General features: G+C 66.8%; 16 protein-coding genes. 9 read left to right on the top strand and 7 right to left on the bottom strand.

Annotation, left to right across the window (positions count from 1 at the left end; all coding sequences use genetic code 11):
• Together AX681_RS18090 and AX681_RS18095 are read left to right on the top strand one after the other, a co-directional pair.
• Positions 1-266: type II toxin-antitoxin system ParD family antitoxin (locus tag AX681_RS18090; RefSeq protein WP_231735014.1), on the top strand; the 266-nt coding region annotated here is incomplete at its 5' end.
• The gene (locus tag AX681_RS18095; protein ID WP_066655486.1) at positions 263-598 is read left to right on the top strand and encodes a type II toxin-antitoxin system RelE/ParE family toxin; all 336 of its coding nucleotides are present in this window, start codon (positions 263-265) and stop codon (positions 596-598) included. The genes AX681_RS18090 and AX681_RS18095, both read left to right, overlap by 4 nt.
• A gap of 24 nt (positions 599-622) precedes the next feature.
• Here AX681_RS18095 and sdhA read toward each other — a convergent pair whose 3' ends face one another.
• From sdhA to sdhC, 3 genes are read right to left on the bottom strand one after another with little or no spacing between them, the layout of a single operon-like run.
• Entirely contained in the window at positions 623-2,425 is a 1,803-nt protein-coding gene (gene sdhA, locus AX681_RS18100; protein ID WP_066655483.1) for a succinate dehydrogenase flavoprotein subunit, read from the bottom strand.
• Positions 2,425-2,823 carry a succinate dehydrogenase, hydrophobic membrane anchor protein gene (sdhD, locus tag AX681_RS18105; protein ID WP_066655481.1) on the bottom strand — a complete coding sequence of 133 codons (399 nt, stop codon included), beginning with the start codon at positions 2,821-2,823 and terminating at the stop codon, positions 2,425-2,427. Before sdhD ends, sdhA begins: the two co-directional genes overlap by 1 nt.
• The gene (gene sdhC, locus AX681_RS18110; protein WP_066655479.1) at positions 2,823-3,287 is read right to left on the bottom strand and encodes a succinate dehydrogenase, cytochrome b556 subunit; all 465 of its coding nucleotides are present in this window, start codon (positions 3,285-3,287) and stop codon (positions 2,823-2,825) included. The genes sdhD and sdhC overlap by 1 nt, the downstream gene beginning before the upstream one ends.
• Before the next feature lie 194 nt (positions 3,288-3,481).
• Between sdhC and AX681_RS18115 the strand changes: the two genes are divergently transcribed.
• The 4 genes from AX681_RS18115 (at position 3,482) to AX681_RS18130 (ending at position 8,018) form a co-directional block, all read left to right on the top strand.
• A complete protein-coding gene (locus tag AX681_RS18115) occupies positions 3,482-4,825 on the top strand; it encodes a methyl-accepting chemotaxis protein (RefSeq protein ID WP_066655477.1) in 1,344 nt (447 codons plus the stop codon).
• Between the two features lie 12 nt (positions 4,826-4,837).
• Positions 4,838-6,202, top strand: coding sequence for a methyl-accepting chemotaxis protein (locus AX681_RS18120; protein ID WP_066655466.1), 1,365 nt, complete (start codon positions 4,838-4,840; stop codon positions 6,200-6,202).
• A gap of 140 nt (positions 6,203-6,342) precedes the next feature.
• Positions 6,343-7,044, top strand: coding sequence for an SDR family NAD(P)-dependent oxidoreductase (locus AX681_RS18125; RefSeq protein ID WP_066659694.1), 702 nt, complete (start codon positions 6,343-6,345; stop codon positions 7,042-7,044).
• Positions 7,041-8,018 carry a 50S ribosomal protein L11 methyltransferase gene (locus tag AX681_RS18130; RefSeq protein ID WP_066659695.1) on the top strand — a complete coding sequence of 326 codons (978 nt, stop codon included), beginning with the start codon at positions 7,041-7,043 and terminating at the stop codon, positions 8,016-8,018. The genes AX681_RS18125 and AX681_RS18130 overlap by 4 nt, the downstream gene beginning before the upstream one ends.
• Positions 8,019-8,024: 6 nt before the next feature.
• Here the strand turns inward: AX681_RS18130 and AX681_RS18135 are convergent, their stop codons facing one another.
• Together AX681_RS18135 and phhA are read right to left on the bottom strand one after the other, a co-directional pair.
• A complete protein-coding gene (locus tag AX681_RS18135; protein ID WP_197421902.1) occupies positions 8,025-8,588 on the bottom strand; it encodes a DUF6882 domain-containing protein in 564 nt (187 codons plus the stop codon).
• Positions 8,581-9,450: a phenylalanine 4-monooxygenase gene (phhA, locus tag AX681_RS18140; RefSeq protein WP_066659698.1), complete on the bottom strand. Its 870-nt coding sequence runs from the start codon at positions 9,448-9,450 to the stop codon at positions 8,581-8,583. The genes AX681_RS18135 and phhA overlap by 8 nt, the downstream gene beginning before the upstream one ends.
• Positions 9,451-9,527: 77 nt before the next feature.
• Here phhA and AX681_RS18145 point away from each other — a divergent pair, with 77 nt between their 5' ends.
• Positions 9,528-10,244 (top strand): alpha/beta fold hydrolase, encoded by a 717-nt coding sequence (locus AX681_RS18145; protein ID WP_066659700.1) that lies wholly within the window; start codon positions 9,528-9,530, stop codon positions 10,242-10,244.
• Positions 10,245-10,249: 5 nt separating this feature from the next.
• Here AX681_RS18145 and AX681_RS18150 read toward each other — a convergent pair whose 3' ends face one another.
• A complete protein-coding gene (locus AX681_RS18150) occupies positions 10,250-10,501 on the bottom strand; it encodes a hypothetical protein (protein ID WP_066659701.1) in 252 nt (83 codons plus the stop codon).
• Between the two features lie 22 nt (positions 10,502-10,523).
• Positions 10,524-11,576 carry a glycerophosphodiester phosphodiesterase gene (locus AX681_RS18155; protein ID WP_082737937.1) on the bottom strand — a complete coding sequence of 351 codons (1,053 nt, stop codon included), beginning with the start codon at positions 11,574-11,576 and terminating at the stop codon, positions 10,524-10,526.
• Between the two features lie 62 nt (positions 11,577-11,638).
• On the opposite strand from AX681_RS18155, the gene AX681_RS18160 reads away from it, so the two are divergent.
• Together AX681_RS18160 and AX681_RS18165 are read left to right on the top strand one after the other, a co-directional pair.
• Positions 11,639-12,556, top strand: a complete 918-nt coding sequence (locus tag AX681_RS18160; protein WP_066659702.1) for an XdhC family protein — start codon at positions 11,639-11,641, stop codon at positions 12,554-12,556.
• Positions 12,543-12,669 (top strand): NTP transferase domain-containing protein (locus AX681_RS18165; protein WP_156456134.1); only part of this gene is annotated, 127 nt, incomplete at its 3' end. The genes AX681_RS18160 and AX681_RS18165, both read left to right, overlap by 14 nt.

Here is a 12,669-nt window from a genome sequence, read left to right on the forward strand (position 1 = left end):
CCGGATTTTGGTACTATAGCGCCATGGCAGCCAAGAACACCAGCGTCGCCCTGGGCGACCACTTCACCGCCTTCGCCGCGCGACAGGTCGCGTCGGGGCGCTATGGCTCGATGAGCGAGGTGATCCGCGCGGGGTTGCGGCTGCTGGAGGATGAGGAGCAGCGGCTTGCCGAACTGCGCGCGGCGATTGAGGATGGCTTGACGAGCGGTGAACCCGTTCCCTTCGACTTCGAGGCGTGGCTCGCATCGAAGACCGCCGCTGAGTGACGCTCGCGCTGGAACTCCTGCCTGGCGCGATTGCCGACCTCGACTCGATCTATGCCTATTCGCTCGAACATTGGGGACCGGAGCAGGCTGAAACCTACCTGCGGGCCCTCAATGCGCGGATGCAGGGGCTGCGGCGCTTCCCTGCGCTCGGTACGGGACAGGACGCATTACACCCCGGGCTGCGCCGGATCGGTGAGGGCAGCCACAGCATCTATTATCTGATCCGCGACGAGACGGTGCTAATCGTGCGCGTCCTGCATGACCGCATGGATACGAAGCGGGCGCGCTTCATGTTCCAGCAGCCAGCACGAGAGTATCGCGCGGAGATTTAGCTGGCGGCCTAGACCGCCAGCAAATCAATACACCCGCTTCTTCGGCTTGATATACTCGACCTCGTCGGTGAGCGTATAGTCGTGGACCGGGCGGTAGTCGATCGCGACCGCGCCGCCTTTGCCGCCCCAGCCTTCGAAGCTCGCCACGGTGTGCTTCATCCAGGTCGCGTCGTCGCGATCCGGGAAGTCCTCGTGCATGTGTGCGCCGCGCGATTCCTTGCGGTTGTCGGCGCTGCGGATGGTGACGACGGCCTGGCTGATCAGGTTGTCGAGTTCGAGCGTCTCGATCAGGTCGGTGTTCCAGATCAGCGAACGGTCGGTCACGCCGACATCGTTCATGCTCTGATAGATGCCGTCCATCTTGGTGACGCCCTCGGCCAGCAGCGCGGTGTCGCGGAACACGGCGGCGTGCTTCTGCATCGCGCGCTGCATCTCGGCGCGGATCTTTGCCGTCGGGGTGCCACCCTTGGCATTGCGGAAATGGTCGAGGCGGGTGAGCGCAAACTCCTCCGACCCCTTGGGCAGCGGGTTGTGCGGCGTGTTGGGCTTGAGCAGTTCCTTGAGCCGCAGGCCGGTCGCACGGCCGAACACGACCAGATCGATCAGGCTGTTCGAACCGAGGCGGTTGGCGCCATGCACAGACACGCACGCCGCTTCACCGACCGCGAACAGGCCGGGGACGACCGCATCGGGGTTGCCGTCGCGCAGCTGCACGACTTCGCCATGATAGTTGGTCGGCACGCCGCCCATATTGTAGTGGACGGTCGGCACCACCGGCAGCGGCTTCTTGGTCAGATCGACACCGGCAAAGATCTTGCCGGTTTCGGTGATGCCGGGCAGCCGCTCGGCCAGCACCTTCGGATCGATGTGATCGAGGTGCAGGAAGATATGGTCGCTGTCCTTGCCGACGCCGCGCCCCTCGCGGATCTCCATCGCCATCGAACGCGCGACGACGTCGCGGCTGGCGAGATCCTTGGCCGAGGGTGCGTAGCGCTCCATGAAGCGCTCGCCCTCGGAATTGGTGAGGTAGCCGCCTTCGCCGCGTGCGCCTTCGGTGATCAGCACGCCCGCGCCATAGATGCCGGTCGGGTGGAACTGCACGAACTCCATGTCCTGCAGCGCAATGCCGGCGCGCAGTGCCATGCCGTTGCCATCGCCGGTGCAGGTGTGCGCCGACGTCGCCGACTGATACACGCGCCCGCCGCCACCGGTGGCCAGGACCACGGCGTGCGAGCGGAAGCGGTGGATGCTGCCATCCTCCATGCACATGGCGATCACGCCACGGCACGCACCGTTTTCCATGATCAGGTCGAGCGCGAAATATTCGATGAAGAAGTCCGCGTCATATTTCAGCGACTGCTGATACAGTGCGTGCAGCATCGCATGGCCGGTGCGGTCGGCCGCGGCGCAGGTGCGCTGCACCGGGGGGCCTTCGCCCATATTCTGCATGTGGCCGCCGAACGGGCGCTGATAGATGGTGCCATTGTCGTTGCGGCTAAACGGCACGCCGGCATGTTCCAGCTCGATCACCGCCGCCGGGGCTTCGCGCACCATATATTCGATCGCGTCCTGGTCGCCCAGCCAGTCCGATCCCTTGACGGTGTCGAACATGTGCCAGGTCCAGTGATCGGGCGAGTTGTTGCCGAGCGAGGCGGCGATGCCGCCCTGGGCCGCGACGGTGTGCGACCGGGTCGGGAACACCTTGGTGATGCACGCGGTCTTCAGCCCCGCTTCGGCGCAGCCCATGGTCGCGCGCAGGCCCGAACCACCGGCGCCGACGACGACGGCGTCATAGCTGTGATCGATGATCTTGTAGGCGGCGGACATCAGGCGGGTGCTCCGGTGGCAACGGTGGTGAAGGCGATCTTGAGGATCGAGAAGATCGCGAACGTCCCGGCGGCGAGGGTGAAATAGTTGAGCAACGTCAACAGCACGATTCGCGTCTCGTCATGCTGATAATCCTCGATCACCACCTGAAGGCCGAGGCGGAAATGATAGAAGACGCTGATCACGAGCAGGATCATCGGGACGGCGGCGATCGGAGCCGACAGCCAGGCCTGCACCGTTTCATAGCCCATGTCGGGCAGGCGGATCAGGCTGACGATCAGCCAGAGCATCAGCAGCAGGTTCGACCCCGCGGTGATGCGTTGGTGCAGCCAGTGATGCGTGCCTTCATGCGCCGATCCGAGGCCGCGCACGCGACCGATGCTGGTTCCGGTGCCCATTACTTCTTCTCCGCCGCGATCGGGGTTTCGGACTTCGGTGCCTTGGCCAGTTCGCCATAGACGATCCAGCCCCACAAAGCGGCGGTCAGCGCGACCGACACGACCATGGTCAGCACCGCGAAGCTCTTGTTCACCTTCAGCTCGAACGCCGCACCCGCATCCATTACGAAGTGGCGGATACCGCTCATCATGTGCTGGAAAAAGCTGAGCGTCAGCCCGATGCCGAGGATATAGCCGATGGCGTTCGGCGCGCCGCTAGCGACCGTCAGACAGTCGAGAAACTTGGCATAGCCCTCCGGCCCCGATGCCAGCGCATAGAGCCACCACAGGAACACGCCGACTCCGACCGTCGCCATGCCGCTGCCCGTCACGCGGTGCAGGATCGAAACGAGCATGTGCGGGCCCCATTTCCACACTTGCAGGTGTGGTGAGAGCGGGCGGTTGATATTGCGGGCCTTGGCCACGGCGTGTCCCCTATGATTTGCGCCCCCAAATAGCCCCCGCCGCAAACGATGCAAGAAGCTAGCCCGCAAATCATCTGTCCCTAACCCGGCCTTAACCATTTCGGGTTTAGCTCGCCGTGATAGTCCGGGCATCGACACGCGTCCGGCGGAAACAGGGGACCGGTTTCGTGGCTTCAGCGCGATCGAACAAGGACATGCCGGCGACGGGTGCGATGAGCGCCCGGATCGACATCGCCGCGCGGCTGCGGATTTTCGACTTTGACGGGTCGATGGACCGGATGAGCCGCGACGTCTGGGAGATGCTCGAGCCCGAAATCCGGGCCGTTTCGGAAGCCTATTGGCAGCAATGGCTGCGCTGTTTCGCGGACGAGCGCGACTGGGCACCGGACGACACGCAGAAGATGATCGATGTCGGCGTGGTGTTTCTGCGCAACCGCTTCCTCGACACGCGCGGGCGCGCCTGGGTCGAATCGATCGAGCGTTCGGTCGCCGCTGCCTATAACGCCGATGTCCAGCCGATGGCGCTGTTGTCGATGATCAACGCGAGCGACCGCGCCGCGCTGGAAGTGCTGGTGCGCCGGGTTGAGCCGGGCGATGCACGCCTGCCGACGCTGATCGACACGCTGATGCGGCTGTCGGCGCTGGAAAGCGACATCACCGTCGAAATCTACAATCTCTATCGCGAACATAGCGCCACCGTCGCGCGCGACCGGCTCGCCGGGCAGTTCCGCGATTCGATCGGCAATACCGTGGAACGCGCGTCCAGCGAGGGCGAATCGCTGCGGGCACAGGCAAGCCATACCTCGGCCGCCGCGCGCGGCATGCTGGGCAAGGCGAGCGAGGTCGCCGCCGCCGCCGAACAGTCCGCGCTGGCGATGCGCGAGGCGGCACATACTGCAGCCGGCCTGATCCGCGCGATCGAGGATGCCCGCACCGAGGTCGAGGTTGCCGCTGACGTCGCGACCCGCGCATCGGTGCAGGCGGGCGAGGCGGTGGCGATGAGCGAGATGCTGTCGGACCATGCCAAGTCGATCGAATCGATCCTGGGTCTGATCCGCGATATTGCCGGGCAGACCAACCTGCTCGCGCTCAACGCGACGATCGAGGCTGCCCGCGCGGGCGATGCCGGGCGCGGCTTTGCCGTGGTGGCGCAGGAGGTCAAGAGCCTCGCCAACCAGACCGCGCGCGCGACCGACGACATTGCGGGCAAGATCGCCGCGATCCAGTCGGCCACGCGCAGCACGGTCGAAACCAATGCCTCGATCCGCAACACGGTTCAGGAAGTTCAGGCCAGCGCCGACCGCATCCGCGGCGCGATGGAAGTGCAGGCGCAGACGGTGACCGCGATCACCGCAGCGGTCGACGAGACCGCGCTGGCGGCGGACTCGATGTCCGCGACGATCGGCGCGATCCGTGAGGATACCGAAAGTGTCGCCAGCGATATCGAGCGGGTCGGCGCCGGCTTTGCCGCGCTCGACGCCGAACTCGGCACACTCAAGAACAGCGCGGGCGAATTCGTCGCAAAAGTCGCTGCATGATGGAGGGGATCAATGGCCGGAGCCAAGGAGCTCGGGCAATGGAGCGGCGACGACCGCCCCATTGCCGAGCGCATTCGCGATTATGACTGGGACGGCGCGATCGCGCCGGGGTGCGCGCGCATCGCAGAACTGATCGGCGACGATTTTGAGACCATCGCCCGCGCCTTCTGGACGCATTATCTGACGCTGCCCGGTACCGAGCATGTCCGCGGCCATTTCGTCGGCGAACGGCTGGAGAAGCAGATCGCGGTCAGCACGCGCTACACCCGCGTCAAATACGCCCATCCGTTCGAGCGCGAATGGGTCGAGATGGCGGCCAAACATGCCGACGACACACATCGCGCGCGAATTCCGCTGCGGGCGTTGTTGTCCGCTTTCGCCTTCGCCCATGCCCGCACCTTCGAAGTGCTGAGCGACCGCCTGCCCGACGATGTCGCGACCTTCCGACAGTTGAGTGACGTTGCGACGCGCATGTCGATGCTGGAGGCGGACTTTATGGCCTCGCGCCTCGGCGTGCGCGACGCCGAACTCGCCCGCAGCGCGCGGCAGGACCAATCGGACCGCTTCCGTGCCGACATTGCGGGTACGATCGAAATGACCGGCGCACTGGGCGCGCGGGTGCGCGATCAGGCGCGCGGCGCAGCGAACGCGGCGCGCGGGATGCAGGGCAAGACCAATGAAGTCGCCGCCGCCGCCGAGCAATCGGCGCTGGCCATGCGTGAGGCGGCATCGACCGCCGCCGGCTTGATCCGCGCGATCGAGGATGTCCGCGCGCAGGTTGAGGGCGCGAGCGACGTGGCGCAGCGGGCCAGCGCGCATGCGAGCGAGGCGGTGATGATGAGCGCGACGCTCGCCGGGCATGCCCAGTCGATCGAATCGATCCTGGGCCTGATCCGCGAGATTGCCGGGCAGACCAATTTGCTCGCGCTCAATGCGACGATCGAGGCGGCGCGGGCGGGCGATGCCGGGCGCGGCTTTGCGGTTGTGGCACAGGAAGTGAAGAGCCTTGCCAGCCAGACCGCGCGCGCGACCGACGATATCGCGGCCAAGATCGCCGCGATCCAGTCGGCAACCGACCAGACGGTCGCCACCAGCACCACGATCCGCGCGACGGTGAGCGAGGTTCAGGCGAGTGCCGACCGCATCCGCGACGCGATGGCGATGCAGGCGCAGACGGTCACCGCGATCACCGCGGCAGTCGACGAAACCGCGCTGGCGGCGGACTCGATGTCCGACACGATCAGCGCGATCCGCGAAGACAGCCACGCCGTGGCGGGCGAGATCGACTCGCTGGAGCATGCGTTCGGCGAAATCGACGCGCGGCTTGGCCAGCTCAGCGACGCGGCGACCAGCTTTTCGGCCAACGTGGCGGCCTAAGTCCCCCTTCCGCTCGCGGGAGGGGCTAGGGGAGGGTCTGTCCTCCCCGACCTTGCCCAATTGACAGGCCCTCCCCCGACCCCTCCCGCAAGCGGGAGGGGAGATTTGACATGCCGGGCGTTCCGACTAACGCGTCCGCCATGACGACCCACATCCTAGTCACCGGTTCCAGTCGCGGCATCGGCGCTGCGATCCTTTCCAGCTTCGATGGCCGCGACGTGCGCGCGGTGGGGCAGGGGACGGCGAGCGGCATTGCCGCCGACTTTACCGATCCCGCAGCGCCGGCCGCTTTGTGGCAGGCGGCGCTCGACCAGCTCGACGGCCGGATCGATGTGCTGGTCAACAATGCCGGGATTTTCGAGGCGGCACCGATCGACCTGGACGACGACGCCTGGCTCGCGGCGTGGGAGCGGACGATGCAGGTCAACCTGACCGCCTCGGCCCAGCTCAGCCGCTTTGCGGTCAGGCACTGGCAGGCGCGCGGCGAAGGCGGTCGTCTGGTCAACATCGCCAGCCGCGCCGCCTATCGCGGCGACAGCCCCGCGCACTGGCATTATGCCGCGTCCAAGGCGGGGATGATTGGCATGACCAAGAGCATCGCGCGCGGCTACGCGAAAGAGGGCATCCTCGCCTTTGCGATCTGCCCCGGCTTCACCATGACCGGCATGGCCGAGGACTATCTGGCGAGCCGCGGCGGCGACAAGTTGCTCGCCGACATCCCGCTCGGCCGCGTCGCGATGCCCGATGAGGTGGCGACCATGGCCCGTTTCTGCGCGCTCGAAGCCCCAGCGTCGATGACCGGCGCGGTGCTCGACGTGAACGGGGCGAGTTACGTGCGATGAGTTCGTGGAAACTGACCCTGCCCTGCACGCGCGACGAGGCCGAGGCGATCGATTTCGAGGGGGCGGAGCTGCTCGGCATCGACCCCGCGCCGGTGCTGCTGACCAGCGAGACGATCCCCGACGATCCGCTCGCCTGGCAGCTCGAGGCCTATTTCGAGGCGAAGCCGGGCAAGGCCGACATCGCGGCGGTCCGCATTTTGGTGCCGAGCGCGGCGAAGGCCAAGGAAGTCGTCGAACAGCTGCCCGACGAGGATTGGGTGACGCTGAGCCAGCAGGGGATCGCACCGGTCCATGCCGGGCGCTTTTATGTCCACACCTCGACCAATCGCGGGAACGTGCCGGTCGGCGCCAAGAGCTTCCAAATCGAGGCGAGCCGCGCGTTCGGCACGGGTACGCATGAGACCACCGCCGGATGCCTGCGCACGCTCGACGCGATGCGTGCGCGGGGGGAGCGGGTCGATAACCTGATCGACATCGGCACCGGCACCGGCCTGCTCGCCTTTGCCGCGATGCATTTGTGGCCGCGCGCCTATGCCACCGCATCGGACATCGATCCGGTGTCGGTCGAGGTGACGGCGGAGAATGCCGCGATCAACGGCGTGCCGCTCGGCGTGATGCAGGGCCAACTCGCGCTCGCCGCCGCCGCCGGGCTGGAGCATCCGCTGCTGATCGGCCGCGCGCCTTACGACCTCGTCATCGCCAATGTGCTGGCGGGGCCGCTGATCGAGCTGGCGCCGAGCATCAGCGCGGTGCTGGCCGAGGGCGGGACGCTGATCCTTGCCGGCTTGCTGGAGACGCAGGCGGAACGGGTCGCGGGTGCCTATCGCCGCCACGGCCTGCGGCTGGCGGGCAAGACCCCGATGGCCGACTGGCCGACGCTGCGGCTGCGCAAGCGCACGCGCTATGGCTGGGACCGCACCACGCGGCCGGGCCCGGACGGGCAGGGGCTCGCGCCGGGGTTCGGGAGCTGGTGACGCGCGTCAGGACTTGCGGATATTCAATTCGCCATAAGTGAGGAAGGCGAGCGCCTTGCCCACCGGGCCGCGATAGGCGCCGTTCGCACCGGCGAGATGGGCTGCCAGCGCCGTGAACCGCCAGCAGTCCGCCTCGGTCGTTTCGATCTTGCGTGTCGTCAGCGCTTCCAGCCCCTGAGCCTCGCCGAACGTGCGCACCAGCTTGGCATGTTCGCGAAGGGAATCGGGGGCGGAGGGGTGATCCCAACCCCATAGAAATGTGCTGTCCGTCGTCAGGAACGTTCCGATGAACTGCACCGGCGCGGTGATGACCCACCCCTTGGGGTTGCGGAACTCGATCTGCCCGGCGTCCAGGTCGACCGACCAGGACGCCTTGTCAGCTTGCCACAAGCCAACATGGGCGTCGGTCTGGGCCTGAAGCCCCTTGGTGGCGGTTTCGAAGACGGCATCGATCTCTGCGTCGCTCATCCTCTTGGGATAGCTTCGCCCTTCCGCACGAGCGAAAGACGGGCGCGGCAGCATCAGCGCACCCGCCGCCGCCAGCATCATCCGGCGACTTTGATCAGCCATCACGATTCCGCGCATAGTCCTGCGTCCCACGTGTGATCACCCGGTCGCCCGGCTCGATCGCGGCGATGGCGATGTCCGGCTGGGCGAGGATCTCTTCGTAGAGCGGGGCGAAGTCGGTCTCGACCGTCACGCGCAGCAGTTCGTCATAGCTAGGGATGACGAAGTAATTCTGCTGGAAATCGTCGATGCGATATTCGGTTCGCATCACGCGCTTCAGGTCGAAGCCGATCCGGTTGGGGCTGTCGCTGTCGAGCGCGTAGCGGCTCTCGCCATGGCTCGACACGATCCCGGCGCCATAGATGCGCAGCGCGTCGTCTTCCTCGATCAGCCCGAACTCCACCGTGTACCAGTAAAGACGCGAGAGCTGCTTGAGCGCGCCATGCTCCAGCGCGCGCAGCCCGCCGCGGCCATAGGCCTCCATATAGTCCGCGAACACCGGGTCGGCGAGCAGCGGGACATGGCCGAACACGTCGTGGAAGACGTCCGGCTCCTGCAGATAATCGAGCTGGTCGGCGCGGCGGATGAAATTGCCCGCGACGAAGCGGCGATTGGCCATATGGTCGAAGAACACGTCATCGGGGACCAGACCGGGGACGGCGACGACCTGCCAGCCCGTGGCCTTCATCAGCCGCTCTGACAGCTCCTCAAAATTCGGAATGCCGCTTTCGGACAGCTTGAGCAGGTCGAGTCCGCGCAGAAACGCCTTGGACGCGCGGCCGGGCAACAGCTTGATCTGGCGCTCATAGAGCGTGTCCCACACGGCATGTTCCTGCGCCGTGAAGGCGTCCCAATTCTGCGGGATCGTCCAATCGGCGCCCGCGCCTTCCGGCGGACGCTCCAAAACATGGGTTTCACTCATCATGTCCGGAGCATAGCATGGCGACGCGCCGTGCGGAACCGAGGGGTTTCCCGGAGCTTGTGCCGGTGAGGAGTGATGCGATGCCCGTGAACGTCGAAGCCAAGGCACCCCCCGCATCGGCATTGCTCGCCGAATGGCCGCGTGCGGCGCTGTCGCTGGGGTCGCTGCCGTTCGCGTGGAAGGCGTTACTGGCCGAGCCGCGCGGAGACGGGCGGCCGGTGCTGACGCTGCCGGGACTCGTCAACAGCGACCTCAGCAACATCGTCATGCGCCGCTATCTCGATGCACTCGGCTATCGCGCTTATCCTTGGGCGCTCGGTCGCAATTTCGGCGCACGCGCGATCGGAGCGGAGGGCGAGCGGCTGATCGAGCGGATCGCACAGGTGCACGGCGAAACGGGGGAGAAGGTGACGCTGGTCGGCGTGTCGCTGGGCGGCATCATGGCGCGGATCGCCGCGCATCGCCGGCCTGAGCTGGTGCGCGAGGTGATTACGGTCAGTTCGCCCTTCGCTGGGCTGCCCACCGCCACCAATGTCTGGCGCGTGTTCGAGCTGGTCAGCGGCCAGCGCGCCGACGATCCAGCCGTGCGTGCGATGCTGGAGGAGGCGGCGACGCCGCTGCCGGTTCCGGCGACCGCGATCTGGAGTGCGAGCGACGGGCTGGTCAACGGTGCGATCTGTCACGAGCCGGACTGTGAGACAGCGCGGTCGATTGAGGTCGATTCAAGCCATTTATGGGTGCAGATGAAGCCCGAGGTGCTGCGCGCCATCGCGCAGACACTGGGGCGGAGTGCCTGACGCGATCAATCGCAGTCGTCGGGGTCCTTGCGGCACTTTTCGTCCTGCTTCTTGCGCTCGCGACCTTCTTTTTCTTCCTTCTCGCGCATCTTGCGGCCGTAGTTGCGGTCGGCTTCGTCCTGGCTGGTCGTGGCCCAGTCGGCGGCCTTGCCCACGACCTTGACCGGCGCGGTGACGACGTCGAATGCGGTCTTGGCGACGCAGCCGCCCGACAGCAGCGGCAGCGTAACGACGGCGATAATCAGTCCCTTGCGCATGGCGCAGTCCCTCGATGGCCGGTCAGCGGGAATGCCGATCGCGCGCCTCTACCCCCAGATAAGGGTAATCGGTAAATAAACCATCCACGCCGGCGGCCAGGAAACGCGTGATCTCCGCGGTCATGTCGCCATGGCCGGCGGGGTTGATGCCCTTGCGCAGACCGGAGGGGAGGAAGAAATTCTCGGCGCGGAAGGTCCAGGGGTGGACCTTGAGCCCCACCGCGTGTGCATCGGCGACCAGCGGTGAGACGGTGCCGTCGCCCGCCACCACCATGTCCTTTTGCGGGCCGACCCCGGCGGCGTAGGCGGCGATCGCCTTCAGTCCCTCGGGCGTCGCCATCGCCTTGTAGCTCGGCTGCGCTGCGTCCGCCGGGCCGCCTTCGGCCGCCATCAGCTGGATCAGCTTGACCTGCGTCAGCTGTTTCAGGGCCTTGAGGTTGTTGACCTCGAACGACTGGATGAACACCGGCGCATCGGCGCGGTCCCAGCCGGCGGCCTTCAGTTCGGCCACCAGCAGCGCCTCCATCGGCAGGCCGATGCTGGAGAAATAGCTGGGGTGCTTGGTTTCGGGATAGATGCCGATCGTGCGCCCGGTCTTCGCGGTCGCCTCCTTGGCCAGCGCGATGATCTCGCGCAGCGTCGGGACCTCGAGCTGCCCGTCGAACTTGGCGTTCGCCCGGCGCAGCAGCGGCAGCCGTTCCTTGGCACGCAGCGTCTTGAGCTCGGCCAGCGTGAAATCCTCGGTGAACCAGCCCGTATAGCTCACCCCGTCGATCGTCTTGGTACGCTTGCGGTCGGCAAATTCCTTGCGGCTTGCCACATCGGTGGTGCCGGTGATGTCATTCTCGTGCCGCGCGACCAGCTGGCCGTCCTTGGTCATCACTAGATCGGGCTCGATAAAGTCCGCGCCCTGTTCGATCGCGAGGCTGTAGGCGGCAAGCGTGTGCTCGGGCCGCTCGCCGCTGGCGCCGCGATGCGCGATGATGATCGGCTTGGACGAAATGACGGCCTCCTTGGCGAGCGCGGGAGTCGCGATCATGGCCAGCGCCAGCGCCGCTCGCAACATTCCTGTCATCGCCGTATCTCCACCAAGCTACTCCGGCGGCTAGGTGATTCGGATGACAATTTGGAGGCACCATGGCCGATAACGACAGCGTGATCGCCGCCGCGCGCGGATGGGCGGGTGCGCGGATGGCGCTGGCGACGGTGGTGTCGACCTGGGGCTCGGCTCCGCGTCCGCGCGGCAGCCACTTGCTGATTCACGAAGACGGCCGGTTCGAAGGATCGGTGTCGGGCGGGTGCGTCGAGGCCGATATAATGGCGGTGGCGGCGGAGGTTATCGCGGGCACGCCGTTCACGCTGCGCCGTTATGGCGTGGCCGATGCGGCGGCGTGGGAGGTCGGCCTGCCGTGCGGCGGCGAGATCGCGGTGATGGTGCAGCCGGTCTCGGCGGAAGGCTTCGACCCGGCGCTGTTCGATGCCATCGCGGCGGCGCGCGGCGAGGGCAGGGCCCTGGAGGTGGCGACCGACCTGACGAGCGGGCGCAGCGGCACCGAGCCGCTGCCCGGCGGCTTCATCAACCGCTACGAACCCCCGCGCCGCCTGCTGATCGTCGGGGCGGTGCAGATCGCGCAGGTGCTCGCCGGCCTGGCGCGCGAGCTTGGCATCGCGACCGTGGTGATCGACCCGCGCGGTCGCTTCCTGACGCCCGAGCGCTTTCCCGGCGTGACGCTAGACGATCGCTGGCCCGACGAAGCCGTGGAGGCACTGCGCCCCGATGGCGCGACCGCGGTCGTGACGCTGAGTCATGATCCCAAGATCGATGACCCCGCGTTGATTGCGGCGCTGAACGGCGGGGCGGGCTATGTCGCGGCGCTCGGATCGCGGCGGAGCCACGCAGCGCGGCGCGAGCGGCTGGCGGCGGCGGGGCTGGCACCCGAACAGATCGACCGGGTCGAGGGTCCGGCGGGGATCGATATCGGCGCGGTCGGCCCGGCCGAAATCGCGCTATCGATCGCGGCCGGCATGGTGCGGGCGCTGCATGATCCGCGCTGAACGCGCCGTGCTGGTGCTGCTCGCTGCCGGCCGCTCGCGCCGGTTCGGGGCGGCGGACAAGCTGACCATCCCCTATCTCGGCCGCCCGCTCGGCCTGCATGTCGTGGTAGCAC

Origin of the sequence: Sphingomonas sp. CCH9-E2 (genome assembly GCF_001557215.1) — a bacterium.
Classification (GTDB): Bacteria; Pseudomonadota; Alphaproteobacteria; order Sphingomonadales; family Sphingomonadaceae; genus Sphingomonas.

Coding starts and splice junctions, on each gene's coding strand:
- AX681_RS18125 (WP_066659694.1), top strand. CDS start 6,343: ATGACGACCCACATCCTAGTCACCGGTTCCAGTCGCGGCATCGGCGCT.
- sdhA (WP_066655483.1), bottom strand. CDS start 2,425: ATGTCCGCCGCCTACAAGATCATCGATCACAGCTATGACGCCGTCGTC.
- AX681_RS18160 (WP_066659702.1), top strand. CDS start 11,639: ATGGCCGATAACGACAGCGTGATCGCCGCCGCGCGCGGATGGGCGGGT.
- AX681_RS18130 (WP_066659695.1), top strand. CDS start 7,041: ATGAGTTCGTGGAAACTGACCCTGCCCTGCACGCGCGACGAGGCCGAG.
- AX681_RS18135 (WP_197421902.1), bottom strand. CDS start 8,588: ATGGCTGATCAAAGTCGCCGGATGATGCTGGCGGCGGCGGGTGCGCTG.
- AX681_RS18155 (WP_082737937.1), bottom strand. CDS start 11,576: ATGACAGGAATGTTGCGAGCGGCGCTGGCGCTGGCCATGATCGCGACT.
- sdhD (WP_066655481.1), bottom strand. CDS start 2,823: ATGGGCACCGGAACCAGCATCGGTCGCGTGCGCGGCCTCGGATCGGCG.
- phhA (WP_066659698.1), bottom strand. CDS start 9,450: ATGATGAGTGAAACCCATGTTTTGGAGCGTCCGCCGGAAGGCGCGGGC.
- AX681_RS18150 (WP_066659701.1), bottom strand. CDS start 10,501: ATGCGCAAGGGACTGATTATCGCCGTCGTTACGCTGCCGCTGCTGTCG.
- AX681_RS18145 (WP_066659700.1), top strand. CDS start 9,528: ATGCCCGTGAACGTCGAAGCCAAGGCACCCCCCGCATCGGCATTGCTC.
- AX681_RS18115 (WP_066655477.1), top strand. CDS start 3,482: ATGCCGGCGACGGGTGCGATGAGCGCCCGGATCGACATCGCCGCGCGG.
- AX681_RS18120 (WP_066655466.1), top strand. CDS start 4,838: ATGGCCGGAGCCAAGGAGCTCGGGCAATGGAGCGGCGACGACCGCCCC.